Annotated in this window: 15 protein-coding genes; 10 read left to right on the top strand and 5 right to left on the bottom strand. The window is 65.5% G+C overall.

Annotation, left to right across the window (positions count from 1 at the left end; translation table 11 throughout):
- The first annotated feature begins 74 nt into the window (after positions 1-74).
- Positions 75-881: an endonuclease/exonuclease/phosphatase family protein gene (locus tag PFLCHA0_RS14615; protein WP_011061165.1), complete on the top strand. Its 807-nt coding sequence runs from the start codon at positions 75-77 to the stop codon at positions 879-881.
- Positions 882-986: 105 nt separating this feature from the next.
- Positions 987-1676, top strand: a complete 690-nt coding sequence (locus tag PFLCHA0_RS14610; protein ID WP_015635519.1) for an alpha/beta hydrolase — start codon at positions 987-989, stop codon at positions 1674-1676.
- A 118-nt stretch (positions 1677-1794) separates the two neighbouring features.
- Here the strand turns inward: PFLCHA0_RS14610 and glgB are convergent, their stop codons facing one another.
- The 3 genes from glgB to PFLCHA0_RS14595 all read right to left on the bottom strand — a co-directional run bounded on the left by glgB (position 1795) and on the right by PFLCHA0_RS14595 (position 9479).
- Positions 1795-4026 carry a 1,4-alpha-glucan branching protein GlgB gene (glgB, locus tag PFLCHA0_RS14605; RefSeq protein WP_015635518.1) on the bottom strand — a complete coding sequence of 744 codons (2232 nt, stop codon included), beginning with the start codon at positions 4024-4026 and terminating at the stop codon, positions 1795-1797.
- Positions 4023-7370 carry a maltose alpha-D-glucosyltransferase gene (treS, locus tag PFLCHA0_RS14600; protein WP_015635517.1) on the bottom strand — a complete coding sequence of 1116 codons (3348 nt, stop codon included), beginning with the start codon at positions 7368-7370 and terminating at the stop codon, positions 4023-4025. Before treS ends, glgB begins: the two co-directional genes overlap by 4 nt.
- A gap of 120 nt (positions 7371-7490) precedes the next feature.
- Positions 7491-9479 carry an alpha-1,4-glucan--maltose-1-phosphate maltosyltransferase gene (locus PFLCHA0_RS14595; protein ID WP_015635516.1) on the bottom strand — a complete coding sequence of 663 codons (1989 nt, stop codon included), beginning with the start codon at positions 9477-9479 and terminating at the stop codon, positions 7491-7493.
- Between the two features lie 201 nt (positions 9480-9680).
- Between PFLCHA0_RS14595 and PFLCHA0_RS31835 the strand changes: the two genes are divergently transcribed.
- Positions 9681-9845, top strand: a complete 165-nt coding sequence (locus PFLCHA0_RS31835) for a hypothetical protein (protein ID WP_015635515.1) — start codon at positions 9681-9683, stop codon at positions 9843-9845.
- Positions 9846-9902: 57 nt separating this feature from the next.
- Here the strand turns inward: PFLCHA0_RS31835 and PFLCHA0_RS14590 are convergent, their stop codons facing one another.
- Positions 9903-10406: an MgtC/SapB family protein gene (locus PFLCHA0_RS14590; RefSeq protein WP_015635514.1), complete on the bottom strand. Its 504-nt coding sequence runs from the start codon at positions 10404-10406 to the stop codon at positions 9903-9905.
- A 276-nt stretch (positions 10407-10682) separates the two neighbouring features.
- Between PFLCHA0_RS14590 and PFLCHA0_RS14585 the strand changes: the two genes are divergently transcribed.
- The 7 genes from PFLCHA0_RS14585 to PFLCHA0_RS14555 all read left to right on the top strand — a co-directional run bounded on the left by PFLCHA0_RS14585 (position 10683) and on the right by PFLCHA0_RS14555 (position 17662).
- The gene (locus tag PFLCHA0_RS14585; protein WP_011061159.1) at positions 10683-10916 is read left to right on the top strand and encodes a DUF3203 family protein; all 234 of its coding nucleotides are present in this window, start codon (positions 10683-10685) and stop codon (positions 10914-10916) included.
- 208 nt (positions 10917-11124) lie between these two features.
- Entirely contained in the window at positions 11125-12540 is a 1416-nt protein-coding gene (gene ccoG, locus PFLCHA0_RS14580) for a cytochrome c oxidase accessory protein CcoG (protein ID WP_011061158.1), read from the top strand.
- A gap of 157 nt (positions 12541-12697) precedes the next feature.
- Positions 12698-14107 carry a GntR family transcriptional regulator MpaR gene (mapR, locus tag PFLCHA0_RS14575; RefSeq protein ID WP_011061157.1) on the top strand — a complete coding sequence of 470 codons (1410 nt, stop codon included), beginning with the start codon at positions 12698-12700 and terminating at the stop codon, positions 14105-14107.
- Between the two features lie 295 nt (positions 14108-14402).
- Positions 14403-15458, top strand: coding sequence for a hypothetical protein (locus PFLCHA0_RS14570; protein ID WP_015635510.1), 1056 nt, complete (start codon positions 14403-14405; stop codon positions 15456-15458).
- Between the two features lie 14 nt (positions 15459-15472).
- Positions 15473-16258: a PoNe immunity protein domain-containing protein gene (locus PFLCHA0_RS14565; protein WP_015635509.1), complete on the top strand. Its 786-nt coding sequence runs from the start codon at positions 15473-15475 to the stop codon at positions 16256-16258.
- A gap of 14 nt (positions 16259-16272) precedes the next feature.
- Positions 16273-17049 (top strand): PoNe immunity protein domain-containing protein, encoded by a 777-nt coding sequence (locus PFLCHA0_RS14560; protein WP_015635508.1) that lies wholly within the window; start codon positions 16273-16275, stop codon positions 17047-17049.
- Positions 17050-17107: 58 nt separating this feature from the next.
- Entirely contained in the window at positions 17108-17662 is a 555-nt protein-coding gene (locus PFLCHA0_RS14555; RefSeq protein WP_015635507.1) for a hypothetical protein, read from the top strand.
- A 225-nt stretch (positions 17663-17887) separates the two neighbouring features.
- On the opposite strand, the gene PFLCHA0_RS14550 is transcribed toward PFLCHA0_RS14555, so the two are convergent.
- Entirely contained in the window at positions 17888-18634 is a 747-nt protein-coding gene (locus PFLCHA0_RS14550) for an SDR family oxidoreductase (protein WP_015635506.1), read from the bottom strand.
- Between the last annotated feature and the right edge of the window lie 165 nt (positions 18635-18799).

Here is an 18799-nt window from a genome sequence, read left to right as displayed (position 1 = left end):
GGTGGAAAATAAGCTGAACGCACGCACCGGTCGCCAGTCCCATCTGTAACCGCCACTGATTCCAAGGAGCCCGCGTGAGCAGCGATTCCACCCGCCAGCCCAACCCCGAGGCGGTCCAGCGGTTACGCGTTCTGACCGTCAATACCCACAAGGGCTTCACCGCCCTGAACCGCCGCTTCATTCTTCCGGAACTGCGCGAGGCCGTGCGCAGTACCCAGGCCGACCTGGTGTTTCTCCAGGAAGTGCTGGGCGAGCACGAGCGCCATGCCTCGCGCCTGGATAACTGGCCTCAGCAGTCACAGTACGAGTTTCTCGCCGACAGCATGTGGAGCGACTACGCCTACGGGCGCAACGCGGTGTACCCCGACGGCCATCACGGCAACGCCCTGTTGTCGAAGTTTCCGATCCGCCAGTACCGCAACCTCGATGTTTCGATCACCGGCCCCGAGCGCCGGGGCCTGCTGCACTGCGTGCTGGATGTGCCCGGCCACGCCGAGGTCCACGCCATCTGCGTGCACCTGAGCCTGCTGGAAAGCCATCGCCAGTTGCAGCTGGCGCTGCTGGGCCAGTTGCTCGAATCCCTGCCCGAGGAGGCACCGGTGATCATCGCCGGCGACTTCAATGACTGGCAGATGCACGGCAACGCCACCCTGGGCCGGCGCAACGACCTGCACGAAGCCTTCGAACGCCATCATGGCCGCCCGGCCAAGACCTACCCGGCCCGCTGGCCACTGCTGCGCCTGGATCGGGTCTACCTGCGCAACGCCCACAGCCACCGCCCGCAGATCCTCGGCAACAAGCCCTGGACCCACCTCTCCGATCACCTGCCGCTGGCGGTGGAAGTGCACCTGCCGCCTGGGGCCGCACATCAGAATTCATGAATAAATAGCCGTATTCCCGCCAGAGTCGACCATGCTTTTCCCCGAACCCGAGCCTGGGGGCGCCCGCCTCCGGGCCAACCTTGAGCCCAGAGAAGGAGTCAAGCGATGAGCGAGCAACCCACGATTGTCCTGGTCCACGGTTTCTGGGGCGGTGCCGCCCACTGGAACCGGGTCATCGTCGAACTGCTGAACCGCGGTTACGAGAAGATCCGCGCCGTGGAACTGCCCCTGACCTCCCTCGCCGAGGACGTCGAACGGACCCGCAAACTGGTGGCCCAGCAAGCGGGGCCGGTGCTGCTGGTGGGGCACTCCTACGGCGGCGCGGTGATCACCCAGGCCGGGCATGCGCCAAACGTTGCGGGCCTGGTGTACATCGCCGCCTTCGCCCCGGACCAGGGTGAAAGCCCCGGTGGCCTGACCCAGGAGTTCCCGCCTGAAGCCGCCGCCAATCTGGCGCCCGACAGCGACGGCTACCTCTGGGTGCGTCCGGAGCGTTTCCAGCAGAGCTTCTGCCAGGATCTCAGCCCCCAGGAAGGGCTGGTCATGGGCCTGACCCAGAAGGCGCCGCTGGCCAGCACCTTCGGCGACGCCCTCGGGGCCCCGGCATGGCGCGACAAACCTTCCTGGTACCAGGTGTCCCGTGCCGACCGCATGATCGCCCCGGCGAACCAGGAGCGCATGGCCGCCCGGCTCAACGCCCGCAAGGTCATTCACCTGGACGCCAGCCACGCCTCCCTCGCCTCCCAGCCCGGGCCCGTAGCCGCGCTGATCGCCGAGGCCGCCGACTCCCTGTAACCGGTTGACTGGGCGATCTTCAGACGAGCCGTTGGCGTCCTCGCAAACCCCGCGCCCCAGCGACGGAGCGCCGCCCAGACCGTTCGCAACCTTCGGCAGCGGCTACAGGACGCCTGGGTCAACTGTCAGGGCGCAGGATCAGTACGGCCAGCGGCGGCAGGTTGAGCACCAGGGACAGGGCCTGGCCATGGCTGCTCTGCTCTTCGCTGAAGGCCTCGCCACCGTTGCCGTAGTTGGAGCCGGCATACAGTTGCGAATCGCTGTTGAGCAACTCGCTCCAGCGCCCCGCCACCGGTACGCCGACGCGATAGCCCTGGCGTGGCACCGGGGTGAAGTTGGCCACCACCAGCAGCGGTTCGCCGCTCTTGCTCCAGCGCAACCAGGCATAGACGCTGTTGATCGCATCGTCGCCGATCAGCCATTGGAAACCCTGGGGCACGTCGTCCTGGTCGTGCAGCGCCGGGTACTGGCGATACAGGCGGTTGAGGTCCCCCACCAGTTGCTGCACCCCGCGGTGCTCGGGGTATTGCAGCAGGTACCAGTCCAGTTGCTGGTCGTGGTTCCACTCGCGCCATTGGCCGAACTCGCAGCCCATGAACAGCAGCTTCTTGCCCGGATGGGCCCACATGAAGCTCAGGTAGGCCCGCAGGTTGGCGAACTTCTGCCAGCGATCGCCGGGCATCTTGTCGATCAGCGAGTGCTTGCCGTGCACCACTTCGTCGTGGGAGATCGGCAGGATGAAACGCTCGGACCAGGCGTACACCAGACCAAAGCTCAGTTCGTTGTGATGGTGGGCGCGGTACACCGGGTCCTGCTGGATGTAATGCAGGGAATCATGCATCCAGCCCATGTTCCATTTATAGGCAAAGCCCAGGCCGCCCTGATCGGTGCGCTGGCTGACCCCAGGCCAGGCGGTGGACTCCTCGGCGATCACCAGGGCACCCGGGGCCTCCAGGGCCACGACGTCGTTGAGGTGGCGCAGAAAATCAATGGCTTCGAGGTTTTCCCGGCCGCCGTGGCGGTTCGGCACCCATTCCCCAGCCTTGCGCGAATAGTCGCGGTAGAGCATCGAGGCCACGGCATCCACCCGCAGGCCGTCGACGTGGAAATGCTTGAGCCAGTGCAGCGCCGAAGCCAGCATGAAACCGTGCACTTCGGTACGCCCCAGGTTGTAGATCAGGGTGTCCCAGTCCTGGTGGAAGCCTTCCAGGGGGTTGCCGTACTCATACAGTGCAGTGCCGTCGAACTGCGCCAGGCCGTGGGTATCGGTGGGAAAGTGCGCCGGCACCCAATCGAGAATCACCCCGATGCCCGCCTGGTGGAAGGCGTCGACGAAGGCTGCGAAATCCTGCGGGCTACCGTAGCGGGCGCTGGGGGCGAACTGCGACAGCGGCTGGTAGCCCCAGGAGCCGCCAAACGGGTGCTCCATGATCGGCATCAGCTCGATATGGGTAAACCCCAGGTCCTTGACGTAGGGAATCAGCCGTTCGGCCAGTTCGGTCCAGCTGTACTGGCGGGCCACTTCTCCAAGGTCGTCCACTTCGCACTGCCAGGAACCGGCATGCAGCTCATAGATCGACAGCGGCGCGTCCACCCGCTGGCGCTCGCCACGGGCCAGCATCCACTCCTGGTCCTGCCAGTCGATGGTCAGGGGCGGCGCGACTCTGGAGGCGGTGTCCGGCGGCAACTGCGTGGCCAGGGCCATGGGGTCGGCCTTGAGCGGCAGGATGCCCTGGGGCCCGAGGATCTCGTATTTGTAGGCCTCGCCCGCCTGCAGGCGCGGGATGAACAGCTCCCAGACCCCGGAGGGATGGCGCAGGCGCATCGGGTGCCGGCGCCCGTCCCAGATATTGAAGTCGCCCACCACCGAGACCCGCCGGGCATTCGGTGCCCAGACCGCAAAACGCACGCCGTCGATGCCGTCCACGGTGGTCAGTTGCGCCCCCAGGCAGGAACTGAGGTCGCGGTGATTGCCTTCGGCAAACAGGTACAGGTCCATCTCCCCCAGCAGGGGGCCGAAGCTGTAGGGGTCTTCACTGACCTGTTCGCCCCCGGCCCATTGAATGCGCAAGAGATAGGGCCGGGCCTCGGGAAAGTGCCCGACAAACAGCCCCGGCACCTCACCGGCTTGCAGGCTGCCGAGCACCTGCTGCTGGTCGCGGTCCAGTACCTGCACACTCAGCGCCCCGGGCAGGAAAGCGCGGATGAATTGCCCGCCGGCGCCATCGCCGTGGGGCCCGAGAATGGCGAATGGATCGCGGTGTTCGGCCCGTACCAGGGCGTCGATGGCCTTGGCCGAAGGAAGCAATGCCGGTTGCTGCTTTCCCTGTTCCTTGTTCGAGAAACTCATGACTGCTCTCCACCACTCTCAATATCGGAAAAGGGTTTCAGTTCACGCAACAGCCCCACCAGGCCGTGCAATGGCACAGGCAACCAGGCGGGACGGTTCTCCGCTTCATAGGCCAGCTCGTAGGCGGCCTTCTCCAGGCTGAACAGTGCCAGGGCGGCATCCGCGGCCGCCGGGTCCTGCCAGCCATGGGCAAGATTAGCCGTCGCCAGCCGATACGCCTGGACAAAGGCGTGGCGCGCCTCGGCCAGGTAGCGCGTGACCACTTTGCGCCGCCCCGCCGCCGCGCCTTGCGCGCCGTCCACCGCCGGTGCCTCCAGGGCCATGGCCGCCGCGTAGTCGAAGGAACGCAGGACCCCACTGACATCCTTGTACGGGCTGTGCTTGCCGCGGCGCTCGGCCAGGGGCCGGGCCGGCTCGCCCTCGAAGTCGATCAGGTAGGCATCGCCCTTGATCACCAGTACCTGCCCCAGGTGCAGGTCGCCGTGGACACGAATCCGCACGCCCCCCACCAACTGTTTGGCCAGTTGCTGGATGTGACCCAGGATCAGCGCCTTATGCTGCAACAATTTGCCGAGCAATTTCTGCTCCCCTGCCGCGAGTTCGGCCTGGTGCTGTTGAAGCAGTTGCAACCCGCGCTCCAGTTGCTCGGCAACCTGCTGGTTCCAGGCCTGGGCATCCTTGGCGGTGGCGTGCTCGGGAGCGAAATCCGGATTGTCGCTGGGGGCCGCCAGCAGCAGGTGCATTTCCCCCAGGCGCTGGCCCAGCAGGCCGGCGAAATCCTGGAGCTCGCCCAGGGCGTTGTAGTGCTGCTCCTGCTCGGACATGGCCTCGGCCAGCTCGTCGCGGATCGCCCGCTCGAGGTTGTTCTGGGTCCACTCCCAGGCATCGCCCTGATTGTTCAGGTAGCCCTGGGCGATCATCAGCAGATGGTCTTCGCCCTGGGCATCGCGGCGCAGCACCGAGCCCAGCAGCGGCGAGATGTGGGCAAAGCCGGCAGCGGTGAGGAAGGCGCCCATTTCCAGTTCCGGGTGAATGCCCCCCGCCACCTTGCGGATCAGCTTGAGCACCAGGCTGCCGCCCACCACCACCGAGCTGTTGGATTGCTCCGCCGACAGGTAGCGCACCTCGGCGTCGGCCCCCAGGCCCAGCGCCGCCAGCTGCGCGGTGGCCTCGAAACGGATCTGGCCCTGCTCGCTGTCCAGGCAGGTGGCGCCCTGCAGCGCCAGCAGCACGTTGCGCACGAAACTGTCGAGGGCGAAGGCGTCGGTGATCAGCCCCACCTGGCGCCCGCGACGCACCCGGGCCATGGCCAGTTGCTGGGGCAAGGCGCTGTTGATCTGCTCTTCGGCCAACAGGCCGAACGGCAACTGGTAGCGCTCGCTGCGCCCGGCGCTGGTGACTTCGATCTCGCTGAGCAGCACCGGGTGCTGCGGGTCGCCAAAGCGCACGCCGTAGGCGATCCGCGCCTGGTCGATGGCGCTGTCCTTGCCGGCGAACCAGCGCCGCTTGGGCAGCCAGTTGGGCAGTACTTCCTGCTCCAGGGTGGTGCGCGATGGCGCTTCGAGCAATTCTTCGAGGCGTTTCTTCAGCACCAGGGTGGTGAAATCCGGCAGGCTCTGGGCCGGTTCCACGTGCCAGCTGGGCATCTGGTTTTCCGCCGCCAGGACGAACCAGTAGAAACCGTAGGGCGCCAGGGTCAGGAGGAAATTCAGCTGGCCAATGGGCGGAAAGGCGTTCCCGCCGAGCATCTCCACCGGCACCATGCCCGCGAACGCCGAGAGGTCCAGCTCCGCGGCCTGGGCGCTACGCGAGACGTTGGCCACGCACAGGATGATCTCCTGTTTGCCGTCAGGCCCGGTGTATTCCCGGGTATAGGCCAGGATCCGTCGGTTGCTCGGCGACAGCATCTTCAGCGTGCCGCGGCCAAAGGCCTTGGACTGCTTGCGCACCGCCAGCATGCGCCGGGTCCAGTTGAGCAGCGAATGGGGATCGCCGGACTGGGTCTCGACGTTGACTGACGGGTAGCCGTACAGCGAATCCATGATCGGCGGCAGCACCAGGCTGGCCGGGTCGGCCCGGGAGAAACCGCCGTTGCGGTCGATGGACCATTGCATCGGCGTACGCACGCCATCCCGGTCCCCCAGGTAGATGTTGTCGCCCATGCCGATCTCGTCGCCGTAGTACAGGGTCGGGGTACCGGGCATCGACAGCAGCAGGCTGTTGAGCAGCTCGATGCGCCGCCGGTCACGCTCCATCAGCGGCGCCAGGCGCCGGCGGATCCCCAGGTTGATCCGCGCCCGGCGGTCGGCGGCGTAGTAGTTCCACAGGTAGTCGCGCTCGCGGTCGGTGACCATTTCCAGGGTCAGTTCATCGTGGTTGCGCAGGAAGATCGCCCACTGGCAGTTGGCCGGGATCTCCGGGGTCTGGCGCAGGATGTCGGTGATGGGGAAGCGATCCTCCTGGGCCAGGGCCATGTACATGCGCGGCATCAGCGGAAAGTGGAAGGCCATGTGGCACTCGTCGCCGTCGCTGCCTGTAACATCGCCAAAGTACAGCTGGGTGTCTTCCGGCCATTGGTTGGCCTCGGCCAGGAGCATGCGGTCCGGATAGTTGGCGTCGATTTCGGCGCGGATCTGCTTGAGCACCTGGTGGGTCTCCGGCAGGTTCTCGTTGTTGGTGCCATCGCGCTCGATCAGATAGGGAATGGCGTCCAGGCGCAGGCCGTCGATGCCCATGTCGAGCCAGTAGCGCATCACCGAGAGCACGGCCTTCATCACTTGGGGGTTGTCGAAGTTGAGGTCCGGCTGGTGGGAGTAGAAGCGGTGCCAGAAGTACTGGCCGGCCACCGGGTCCCAGGTCCAGTTGGACTTCTCGGTGTCGAGAAAGATGATCCGCGTGCCGTCGTATTTCTGGTCGTCGTCGGACCACACGTAGAAATTGCGCGCCGCCGAACCCGGCTTGGCCTTGCGTGCCCGCTGGAACCAGGGGTGCTGGTCGGAGGTGTGGTTGATCACCAGCTCGGTGATCACCCGCAGCTCGCGCTTGTGGGCCTCGGCGATAAAGCGCCGGGCGTCAGCCAGGGTGCCGTAGTCGGGGCTGACCCCGCGGTACTCGGCGATGTCGTAGCCGTCGTCACGCCGCGGCGAGGGGTAGAACGGCAACAGCCAGATGGTGTTGACCCCCAGGTCCTTGATGTAGTCGAGTTTGGCGATCAGCCCGGGAAAATCGCCGATTCCGTCGTTGTTGGAATCGAAGTAGGACTTCACATGCACCTGGTAGATCACCGCGTCCTTGTACCAGAGCGGGTCCTTGATAAAGGTCGTGGGGCGAGGTTTCTTGGCCATGTCGGGCTCCTGAAAAAATTGAATTCGCAGCTGCCACAAACCACGCCCCACCGTGGGAGCTGGCTTGCCAGCGAAGGCGTCGGCCGGGCCTGCACAAGGCCCATGGGCCCAAGCCGGCTCCTACGTGGCGGTGATGCGCCAGATGCCGAAAGGCTGCGCCGGTTCGATGCGCATGAACTGGGTCTTGCCGTACCAGGTCCAGCGGTGGCCGTTCATCAGGTCCTCGCCCTGGGTCTGGGCGTCATCGGCCAGGCCCATTTCCCACAGCGGCAATTCGAAATGCGCCTCCTGGGGGTTGAACGGGTCGAGGCTGACCGCCACCAGCACGAAGTTGTCGCCGCTGCGCTTGCCGAAATACAGGATGTGGTCATTCCAGGCGTTGTACAGCTTGAGCCCCAGGTGGCTGTGCAGCGCCGGGTTCTGCCGGCGGATGCGGTTGAGCTGGGCGATCTCGGCAATGATGTTGCCCGGCGCCGAGAAGTCCCGGGGGCGGATCTGGTATTTCTCCGAATCCAGGTACTCCTCCTTGCCCGGCACCGGCGCCGATTCGCACAGCTCGAACCCGGAATACATGCCCCACAGCCCGGATCCCATGGTGGCCAGCACCGCGCGGATCAGAAACCCAGGGCGCCCCGAGTCATGCAGGAACTGCGGGTTGATGTCCGGGGTGTTGACGAAGAAGTTGGGGCGGAAGCAGTCGCGCCACGGCGGCTGGTTGAGTTCGGCCAGGTAGCTGGACAACTCGCTCTTGGTGTTGCGCCAGGTGAAGTAGGTGTAGCTCTGGGTGTAACCGACCTTGCCCAGGCGCGCCATCATCGCCGGGGTGGTGAAGGCTTCGGCGAGGAAGATCACCTCCGGATACTGGCGGCGCACTTCGCCGATCAGCCACTGCCAGAACGGCAGCGGCTTGGTGTGGGGGTTGTCCACGCGAAAGGTCTTGACCCCCTCCTCGACCCAGCCGATGACGATGTCCCGCAGTTCCAGCCACAGGCTGGGAATGGCCTCGGCGGCATAGAAGTCGACATTGACGATGTCCTGGTACTTCTTCGGCGGGTTCTCGGCGTATTTGATGGTGCCGTCCGGGCGCCAGTTGAACCAGCCCGGGTGCTGCTTGAGCCAGGGGTGGTCCTGGGAGCACTGGATGGCGAAGTCCAGGGCGATCTCCAGGCCGTGGTCGGCGGCCGCCGCCAGCAGCCGGCGGAAGTCCTCCCGGCTGCCCAGTTGCGGGTGGATGGCCTCGTGGCCGCCCTCCTCGCTGCCGATTGCATAGGGGCTGCCGGGATCGTCCGGGCCTGCGCTCAGCGAGTTGTTGGGCCCCTTGCGGTGGCTGCGGCCGATGGGGTGGATCGGCGGGAAATACAGCACGTCAAAGCCCATGTCGTGAATCATCGGCAGCCGCGAATGAACGTCGTTGAACGTGCCGTGGCGGGCCGGATTGTCGGTGATCGAGCGGGGAAACAGCTCGTACCAACTGGCGAACTGGGCCTGTAGCCGCTCCACATCCAGCGGGTACTCGGGGCTCAGGCTCAGGTAGGGCCGGTGATCGGCCTCGGCCATCAGGCGCGCGCTGGACTCGCTGAGAAACAGCGCCACCTGCTCGGCCTCCAGCAACCCGGACAGATCGCGCTGCAACGCCAGCAACTGCTCGCGCAGCGGCCCTTCGCTGCGCTCGGCGGCCTGTTGCACATGGCTGCGGCCCTCCTGCAGCTCCAGGCTGACCGCAACCCCGGCCAGGTGCTTTTTCTCCAGCTCGTAGCAGAAGCTGGCGAACTGATCGATCCAGGCTTCGATGCAGAAGCGGTAGCGCCCCACTTCGGGCACCGTGAAACGCCCCAGCCAACCGTCGTTGCCCTGGTCTTCCAGGGCCTGGCTGGCCCAGCTGTCCTGCTGCTCGTTGTGCCAGCGCACCCGCACCGCCAGTTTGTCGTGGCCGTCGGCGAATACCTTGCACGCCACCTCTACCTCCTGGCCGGCCACCGCCTTGACCGCGAACTGGCCGCCGTCGAGCACCGGGCGGATGCTCTCGATGGCAATGCGCGGCAGCAGCAGAGCCTGGGACAACGGCAGGTGCGCCTGGTATTGCTGTTCGGTCGGTTTTTCTACAGTCATCGAGCATCACCCCTTTTTCACGTCTTCGACGCTCTGGTGGCGGGGCCGCGGCCCCGGTGAATCAATGCACTTAGGTTCCGAGCCAAAGCCTGCGGCGAAAGTTCACCGCGATTGGTCGGCCAAGCGGCGGGAATCAAATCCGCGCCGCTGCGGTCCACCAGAAGAGCCCGTGCATCTGCAAGCACAAAGGAGGCCAGCGCGATGAATATCCCGATCCCGGCAGAAACCCCCGATCCCAACATCGACCAACCGACCCTGCCCCCCAGCGAGCCTGAGCCGATCCCGGAGCAGGAACCGCCGGAAACCACCCCGCCACCCAAGGGCGACCCGCCCACTACCATGCCGCCGGTGGTGGTCAGCGCCTGAGCCCGGGCGCCCGCCCAGCCAGCAAGCATAGACAGCCGCGTGGGGAGGCCCGGGGCATCAGCCGTCCTGGCGCTTTTCCAGGCGCCGGACAATCAGCGGCATCAGGCTGAAGACCATCAGCGCCAGCAAGGTACTGAGCACCGCCGTGGCCTCGCGGCCCATGCCGGCGGCCACACCGATGGCTGCGGTCATCCACAGCCCGGCGGCGGTGGTCAGGCCCTTGACGTGCTGGCCCTGGTCTTCTTCACGGCCCTTGAGGATGGTCCCGGCGCCGAGAAAACCGATCCCGGCGATGACCCCCTGGAGCACCCGGCTCATGGCATCGGCCTGGGCCCCGGACAGGCTCGGCACCAGCACGAACAGGGCCGCGCCCATGGCCACCAGCATATGGGTGCGAACCCCGGCGGCCTTGCCCTGGTGCTCGCGTTCGAAGCCCAGAATGCCCCCCAGCAGGGCCGCCACCAGCAGCCGCAGGGTGATCTGGGTCAGTTGCCGGGCATCGCCGATATCGGCGAATTCGTATTGCAGGGTCAGCCAGACTTCTTGCCACCAGGTGTTCATGCGATCGCTCCTCGTCCCTTCGCGGGTTCCTGAGCGATGGACCGCGCCCGCCAGCAAAAGGTGCCGCCATCACCACCACCGCAGGAACCGGCTTGCCGGAGAAGAGGCCCCAAGCCGGCTGCCAACCCCACGGACGCCTTCGCTGGCCAGCCAGTTCCTGCACAAGCCTGCGCCAGCGCCTGCCAGCGCCTGCCCAGCCACCGTTGATCGCCGTGGTCGAACCCTGGCCAGCCCCTGCGCCCTAACCTGTACAGCCATTGCCTTGAGGTAACCGCCATGAGCCTGCGCATCGAAAACCAGACCTGCTATTTCGACACCGAAACCCTGCACCAGCACCTCCCGGCGAGCGCCGTGACCATCATCACCGACAGCGCCAAGTCGATGTCGGCGGTGGACCTCGGTGGCGAGCGGGTCTACATCACCGAAGCAGAAGCCGACGCATTGACCGTAGCAGGTGCCACCGACGGCCGGCGCCATCTGAAAGCCAGTGAAGGTGATTCGGTGATTTGACTGACCTGGATCAGGGCCCGCTCCGCGGCCCTGTGCCAGCACGGCCTGCAGCCCTCCCTGGTGGCACCTGAGGGGGTACGGCAAGTTGTCGCAGGGGCGCTGCAAAGGGCCATCTGATCCGGTTTTTTATCAAATACCTGAGTCTGTTATGCAAACAGATCCGTGGTCATAGTTGCCCGGCCTGATGGAGGCTGATGAGCGAACGACCATGAGCGAAAGAATCCCCGTCCGATTAGTAGAAACCTTCGAACCTTCACGCCCTACACAGATGAAGACGAAGACCACTGACAAACACGTCTACACCCGCAGTTTCAGCGGCCTGTTCCGCACCCTGCGCATGAGCGGAGCAGGTTTCCTGTTCCTGCTGTTCTTCGGCACCGTGTGGCTCAACTGGGGTGGCCGCCAGGCCGTGCTCTGGGACCTGGCCGAAAGCAAGTTCCACATTTTCGGCGCAACCTTCTGGCCCCAGGACTTCATCCTCCTCTCGGCGCTGCTGATCATCTGCGCCTTCGGCCTGTTCGCCATCACCGTGTTCGCCGGCCGCGTCTGGTGCGGCTACACCTGCCCGCAAAGCTCGTGGACCTGGCTGTTCATGTGGTGCGAAAAGGTCACCGAGGGCGAGCGCAACCAGCGGATCAAGCTGCAGGCCGCGCCCTGGGGCCTGAACAAGCTGGCCCGCCGGGCCATGAAGCACACCCTGTGGCTGGGCATCAGCCTGCTCACCGGCCTGACCTTCGTTGGCTACTTCACCCCCATCCGCCCCCTGGCCCAGGAACTGCTGACCCTGCAGATCGGCGGCCTGAGCCTGTTCTGGGTGCTGTTCTTCGCCGCGGCCACCTACATCAACGCCGGCTGGCTGCGCGAGGCGGTGTGCATGCACATGTGCCCTTATGCGCGCTTCCAGAGCGTGATGTTCGACAAGGACACCCTGACCATTTCCTACAACCCGGTGCGCGGCGAAAGCCGTGGCCCGCGCAAGCGTGATGTGAAGCCTGCCGATGTCGGCCTGGGCGACTGCATCGACTGCCAGCTGTGCGTACAGGTCTGCCCTACCGGCATCGACATCCGCGACGGCCTGCAGATGGAGTGCATCGGCTGCGCTGCCTGCATCGACGCCTGCGACTCGATCATGGACAAGATGGGCTACGCCCGCGGCCTGATCGCCTACACCTCGGAACACGAGTTGCAAGGCGGCAAGACCCACCTGCTGCGTCCGCGCCTGGTGGGCTACAGCCTGGTGCTGCTGGTGATGATCGGCGCCCTGGCCCTGGCCCTGGTGCAGCGGCCGATGGTGTCCCTGGACGTGAGCAAGGACCGCGGCCTGTTCCGCGAGAACGCCCTGGGCCAGATCGAGAACATCTACAGCCTGAAGATCATCAACAAGACCCAGGAACGCCAGCAGTACCACCTGGCCCTGGTGGATGGCGAAGGCTTCGAGCTGCAGGGCAAGACCGAGCTGAGCCTGGCCCCCGGTGAAATCACCGACCTGCCGGTGTCCGTGGCGATGACCCAGGACAAGGCGCAGAGCAGCTCCCAGGCCATCAGTTTCAAGGTCAGCGACAGCGATGACCCGGGCGTCTACGCCGTGGCCAAGAGTCGTTTTGTCGCGCCGATGAACCGCTGAGCCTCTAGAATGCCCTGGCGAGGGAGCCGGCTCCCCCCGGGGCCGGCCCCGGAGCCAATGAACCGGACACCCGCCGCCAGCCCGCTGGCGGCGTTCGTCACTCCCTCGCCACCGCAGATATGTCGACCCGATGACCAGACTGGATCCTCAACCGCAGATGAAACGCTACGAAAAATTCGCCGATGACATCGCCGAACTGATCCGCTCCGGGGTCCTGGGGCCGGGCCAGCGTGTGCCTTCGGTGCGCTACGCCAGCCAGACCTACGGGGTCAGCCCGTCGACAGTGTTCCAGGCCTATTACCTGCTGGAGCGTCGCGGCCTGATCCGCGCCCGCCCGCGCTCCGGCTACTTCGTCAATGCCCACGCGCCGAGCCCGTTCTCGGAGCCGGTGATCAGCAGCGAAGTCAATGAATCCACCGAAGTCGATGTCAGCGAACTGGTGTTCTCGGTGCTCGATTCGATCAAGGACCCGAGCACCGTGCCTTTCGGCTCGGCGTTCCCCAGCCCGACCCTGTTCCCCCTGCAGCGCCTGTCGCGCTCCCTGGCCAGCGCCAGCCGCGAGATGGACCCGCGGGTGGTGGTCACCGACATGTCGCCGGGCAATCCGCAGCTGCGCCGGCAGATCGCCCTGCGCTACATGGTGGCCGGGCTGATGCTGCCCATGGAGGAGTTGCTGATCACCAACGGCGCCCTGGAGGCGCTGAACCTGTGCCTGCAAGCGGTGACCGAGCCCGGCGACCTGGTGGCCATCGAGGCTCCGGCCTTCTACGCCAGCCTGCAAGTGCTGGAGCGGCTCAAGCTCAAGGCGGTGGAAATCCCCGTGCACCCGCGCGATGGCATCGACCTCGGGGTTCTGGCCCAGACCCTGGAGCGGCACCCGATCAAGGCCTGCTGGTGCATGACCAATTTCCAGAACCCCATGGGCGCGAGCATGCCCGAGGCGAAGAAACAGGAGCTGGTGGAGCTGCTGCGCCAGCACCAGGTGCCGCTGATCGAAGACGACGTCTACGCCGAGCTGTACTACGGCCAGCAGGCGCCGAAACCGGCCAAGGCCTTCGACACCGAGGGCCTGGTGATGCACTGCGGCTCCTTCGCCAAGAGCCTGGCCCCGGGCTACCGCATCGGCTGGGTCGCGGCCGGGCGCTATGCGCAGAAGATCGAACGGCTGAAACTGATGACCTCGTTGTGTGCCTCGATGCCGGCCCAGGCGGCGATTGCCGACTACCTGCAACACGGTGGCTACGACCGCCACCTGCGCAAGCTGCGCTATGCCCTGGAAGAACAGCAGAGCGCCATGCTGGCGGCGATCGCCCGCTACTTCCCGGCCCAGACCCGGGTCAGCCAGCCGGCAGGCGGCTACTTCCTGTGGCTGGAGCTGCCGCCGCAGATGGACTCGCTGAAACTGTTCCAGATGGCCCTGGCCCAAGGCATCAGCATTGCCCCAGGGCCGATCTTTTCCCCGACCCAGCGCTTTCGCAACTGCATCCGCCTGAACTACGGCAGCCCGTGGAACGAAGCCGCGGAAAAGGCCATGGAAACCCTGGGACGGATCATTCGGTCCTTTTAAGCACAACCGCCCCATCCACACCTGTAGGAGCCGGCTTGCCGGCGAAGAGGCCCGTGAGCCATGCAGCGCCTGAGCGGACGCCTTCGCGGGCAAGCCAGCTCCTACGGAGCGCTGCACACCACCCAATCTCCAGGCCGAGTGAGTCGATGCAAGAGCGGAACCGCAAGTAGCCGCACCCGCCGGAATGGATAGGTACCCCATCCCACGCGCCCCATGAAAGAACCAAATCCCCTTGCCACCTCCCCTCAACTCATTCAGCATCCGCGCTCCAATTTTCCAGGGAAAGGAACACGTCATGGTCGAAGACCTGTATTACGACGACTACCCAGAGGCCAAGGCCGAACTGCTCAAGGCGATCGAACGCGGCCGTCTGCCACTGCTGACCCAGGAACTCAACGCCTACGACTGCATCCAGGCGATCTTCGAGCTGGACGCCATCAACAACCCCAAGGACGAGGAAGACGCCTTCTTCGACCTGGCCCTGGCCCTGATCGGCTGGATCCCCGGCCCGGGACAAGGCCTGAAGACCCTTCTGCGCCTGATCAACCGCGCCCCCCAGCGCCACGCCGAAAAGCTCTTCGACATGATCCGCTACACCCTGCTGGCCTGCCGCCTGAAAACCAGCCCCGAACAGCTGCTGGAAAAGTGCCTGGACCCCGTGCGCCTGGCCGAAGAACTGCCCGAGATCATCCGCGGCGTGAGCGCCTCCAGCACCTTCAACGGCCTGACGCCCCAGCAGCAGCGCCTGGTGCTGCACAACCTCAACGAAGCCTGCGAACACACCGAGTTCCTCATGGTGTCGGTGCAAGAACGCATAGCCCCCTGGATCGCCGAGCAACGCAACAACTCGGCCGCCGCCCACAGCCGCGGCCCGGCCCTGGCACCCAAGCCGCAGTCCTCCCTGGAACCGCGCCCAACGACCCTCACCGCCGCGCCACAACCCGGCGCCCACGACGCCGCGAGCATCGCCCAGGACATCAACCAGGGCCTGGAACACCTCACCGGTGAGGGCCACTGGCTGGAGCTGAACCTGCACTACCCCAACCTGGAGCCAGTGTCCGGCGCCGCCTACCGAGCAGTGTTCAGTGATGGCTCGCAAGCCGAGGGCAACCTCGACGAAGAGGGTTTTGCCCGCCTGGAAGGCATCCCCGAGGGCCCGGTGAAGATCTACTACGGCGAAGACCCGCGGCCCTACCTGCGCCTGCCGATCGTTGCCCTGCCCGCCGATGCGCAGCAACTGGAAGAAGAGCTGGAGCAGCTTGACCTGGAGCCCGCCGAAGTCGACCTGGCGACCCTGCTGCTGGAAGCCTCGCAGCGCAAGGCGCCCTTCACCCTGATTCCCGTGTACTGAGACAAGGCACCGACATGAACCGCAGACAAGTGTTTCTCAGCCACAAGCAGTACCACGACTTCCTCGAAAGCCTGGCCGGCGAAGAGGCCCACTGGCAGACCCACTCGATGATGGCCGACAGCCCCGAGCAGGAAGCCTCCCTCAAGGCTTCCAGTGTGCGCAGCGCGCGCCTGCACCACCTGATCCTGGGCTACACCGGCGGTGCGCCCATGGAGCAACTGGCCCGGGAGCTGGATGGGGTGATCGAAGGCTACGAAGATTACCAGCGCAAGATGGAGGTTTATGAAGAACGACCGGATATCGCGCCGCTGAACATCGAAGACTACCCCGACGAGTACGAGGAATATGTCCAGGTCATCAGCCTGTGCATCCTGCTGCAGCGCAGCGACCTGCTGCCGCGTCTGGTGCTGCTGCAGGACCGTGCCGGCTTTGGCGGCCAGGACACCCTGATCGAGGACCTGCTCAAGGCCTACCTGCCGGATCGTGAAGACGTTGATCAGTGGTTCCACGACGTCTCCACGCCCCTGATCCGGGCCATCTACACCGAAGATCCGGATGAACCCCGGGAACTGCTGGTGGAGTACTGCAACCAGTGGTACGAGGCGTTCGAACAGGCCCCATGGCACGACAGCCACCTGGACGGCGACGAGGGTTCCTACTTCGGCTACTGGGCCTTTGAAGCGGCGGCGGTGGCCTACCTCTACGGCCTGGACGACAGCGCGGTGAAACACATGGTCTTCCCCCGGGAGATGCTCGAATACGCCCGGCGCTTTACCCCGCCGCCGAGGCCCTTCCACTGAGGCCGGGTACTGACATGCAACGCAGGCAGGTGTTTCTCGACCCGAAGCAGTACCCCATCCTCCTGGAGTTCCTGGCGGGTACCGAAGCCCATTGGCAGACACACTCTATGGAAGAGGACTACCCCGGGCAGGAAGCCTCGCTCAAGGCCTGGGAGGTCAAGCGAGCACGCCTGGACCATCTGATCCTGGGCTACACCGGCGGCAAGGCCATGCCGGAGCTGGCCCAGGAGCTGGACGCACTGATCGCCAGCTACGAGGAGCATCAGCGCACCCTGGCCCTGTGCAACGAGGTGCCCGATATCGCGCCGCTGAACATCGAGGACTACCTCGACCAGTACGAGGAATACGTGCAGGTCATCAGCCTGTGCATCCTGCTGCAACGCCGCGACCTGCTGCCGCGCATGGCGGCGCTGCAGGACCGCGCCGGCTACCACGCCGAGGACACCCTGATCGAGGACTTGCTCAAGCCCTGCCTGCCGGGCCGCGCAGACATTGATGAGTGGTACCACCCGGTCTACACGCCGCTGATCAGGGCCATCTACGCCGATCAAGCGGACGAGGCCCGGGAGCTGCTGGTGGAGTACTGCAACCAGTGGTATGAAGCGTTCGAGCAGGCCCCATGGCACGACTCCCACCTGGACGGTGAATCCTACTTCGGCTACTGGGCCTTTGAAGCTGCGGCAGTGGCCTACCTCTACGGCCTGGACGACAGCGCGGTCAAGCACATGGTCTTCCCCCGGGAGATGCTCGAATACGCCCGGCGCTTTACCCCGCCGCCGATGCCCCAATAGCTGGCGCAGCACTGATAGCCCCCGTTTACCGCTCCTTCTTAAAGGTTATGCATTGCCCATGAAATCCTGGATCAAGACCCTGCTGATCACCCTGCTCGCAGCCGCCCTGTGCCTGCTGTTCGCCCGCGTTGTGCTGCCCCCGCTGCTGGTGCAGTTGATACCGCCGAGCTGGGAAGGCGGCCCGTGGTTCTGGGTCAATCTGCTGCTGGCGGGTTTCCTGGCCGGGCTGATGGTGGCGCCCCTGCTGCGGACCCGGCGTTATTACCCGGTGCCGCTGCTGCTTCTGCTGTCCGTCCTGGTGGTGGTCGGCAATTGGGCGCAGAACCGCTGCAACGACGCCCAGTTGCAGGCCATCGAACAGCTGGAAAGGCGCAGCGCGAGCCATTCGAACCTGGGGATCTCCAATGAGGAACCCGCACCTTCGGCGCCTGTGGACGTGAGCGCCACACCGGGCGTCTGGGCCCATGAGCAAGGCGATGGATATGGCTACAGCTGCAACCGCCCGGGGGAAACCCTGGGGTTCCTGATGCCACAGTTGATGAGCTTTGGCACCAGCGTACTGGGGCTATTGCTGGCCCTGCTGATCGGCCCCGGCCGCCGCCGCGCCCGCTGAGGAAACCGCAGGAGCTGGCTTGCCAGCGAAGGCGTCCGCAAGCGCGGCGCAAGACTCAAGGGCCTCTTCGCCGGCAAGCCGGCTCCTACACGGCAGACCACAAGCTCGGAGGGGGCTGTAGGAGCTGGCTTGCCAGCGAAGGCGTCTGCAAGGTCGGCGCAAGGCTTGAGGGCCCCTTCGCCGGCAAGCCGGCTCCTACGGGATAGGCCGCGGACTTGCGGGGGCTCAGCGGCCGCCGCCCAGGTCGACGAAGGTGCCGGTGGCGTAGGAGGCCTTGTCCGACAGCAGCCAGACAATCGCCTCGGCTACTTCATCAGGACGCCCGCCACGCCCCATGGGGATTGCCGATTCCAGCTTGCTGACCCGGTCGGCATCGCCGCTCAGGGCATGAAAGTCGGTGTAGATATAGCCCGGGCGCACCGCGTTGACGCGGATGCCCTCGCCCGCCACTTCCTTGGACAGGCCGATGGTGAAGGTGTCCAGGGCGCCCTTGGAGGCGGCGTAGTCGACGTATTCCCCCGGCGAACCCAGGCGCGCCGCCACAGAGGAGACGTTGACGATGCTGCCGCCCTGCCCGCCATGGCGCGGCGACATGCGCAGCACCGCGTGCTTGGCGCAGAGGATCGGCCCCATGACATTGGTCTTCATGATCTTCTGGATGCGAAATTCGGACATTTCATCCAGCCGCGACTTGTGGCCCACGGTCCCGGCATTGTTGACCAGGGCCGTGACCCGCCCCAGCTCGCTGTCGACCCGCTGGAACAGACCGATCACTTCATCCTCGATGCTGACGTCGGCGCGCACCGCAATGGCCTGCACGCCCAGGGCGCGAACCTGTTCGAGCACCTGCAGGGCGGACTGCTCGTCGGCCTGGTAGTTGATGCACACCTTGAATCCCTGCTGCGCGGCCAACACTGCCGTGGCGGCGCCTATACCCCGTCCGCCACCGGTGATGACGATGACTTTATCCATGCTGCCGACTCCCTCACTGAACATATCAACGCGAGCCATTAAACACCGCGCGGGCGGCGATGAAAACTGCGCAAATGTGCCACATCAAGCCAGTAGAAGTGCACGGTAGCCCCGCGCACCGACGGCGCAAACCGGCAGGGACCTGGGCGGCGGCCATATCCCTGC

Source organism: Pseudomonas protegens CHA0 (assembly GCF_000397205.1).
Taxonomy (GTDB): Bacteria; Pseudomonadota; Gammaproteobacteria; order Pseudomonadales; family Pseudomonadaceae; genus Aquipseudomonas; species Aquipseudomonas protegens.
The sequence above is the reverse complement of the archived record's forward strand: the minus strand, read 5'-3'. Positions and strand labels throughout refer to the sequence as shown.

Bases quoted from the DNA above. Each gene is read 5' to 3' on its own strand.
- PFLCHA0_RS14610 (WP_015635519.1), top strand. From the start codon at position 987: ATGAGCGAGCAACCCACGATTGTCCTGGTCCACGGTTTCTGGGGCGGT.
- glgB (WP_015635518.1), bottom strand. From the start codon at position 4,026: ATGAGTTTCTCGAACAAGGAACAGGGAAAGCAGCAACCGGCATTGCTT.
- treS (WP_015635517.1), bottom strand. From the start codon at position 7,370: ATGGCCAAGAAACCTCGCCCCACGACCTTTATCAAGGACCCGCTCTGG.
- PFLCHA0_RS14595 (WP_015635516.1), bottom strand. From the start codon at position 9,479: ATGACTGTAGAAAAACCGACCGAACAGCAATACCAGGCGCACCTGCCG.
- PFLCHA0_RS31835 (WP_015635515.1), top strand. From the start codon at position 9,681: ATGAATATCCCGATCCCGGCAGAAACCCCCGATCCCAACATCGACCAA.
- PFLCHA0_RS14590 (WP_015635514.1), bottom strand. From the start codon at position 10,406: ATGAACACCTGGTGGCAAGAAGTCTGGCTGACCCTGCAATACGAATTC.
- PFLCHA0_RS14585 (WP_011061159.1), top strand. From the start codon at position 10,683: ATGAGCCTGCGCATCGAAAACCAGACCTGCTATTTCGACACCGAAACC.
- ccoG (WP_011061158.1), top strand. From the start codon at position 11,125: ATGAGCGAAAGAATCCCCGTCCGATTAGTAGAAACCTTCGAACCTTCA.
- mapR (WP_011061157.1), top strand. From the start codon at position 12,698: ATGAAACGCTACGAAAAATTCGCCGATGACATCGCCGAACTGATCCGC.
- PFLCHA0_RS14570 (WP_015635510.1), top strand. From the start codon at position 14,403: ATGGTCGAAGACCTGTATTACGACGACTACCCAGAGGCCAAGGCCGAA.
- PFLCHA0_RS14565 (WP_015635509.1), top strand. From the start codon at position 15,473: ATGAACCGCAGACAAGTGTTTCTCAGCCACAAGCAGTACCACGACTTC.
- PFLCHA0_RS14560 (WP_015635508.1), top strand. From the start codon at position 16,273: ATGCAACGCAGGCAGGTGTTTCTCGACCCGAAGCAGTACCCCATCCTC.
- PFLCHA0_RS14555 (WP_015635507.1), top strand. From the start codon at position 17,108: ATGAAATCCTGGATCAAGACCCTGCTGATCACCCTGCTCGCAGCCGCC.
- PFLCHA0_RS14550 (WP_015635506.1), bottom strand. From the start codon at position 18,634: ATGGATAAAGTCATCGTCATCACCGGTGGCGGACGGGGTATAGGCGCC.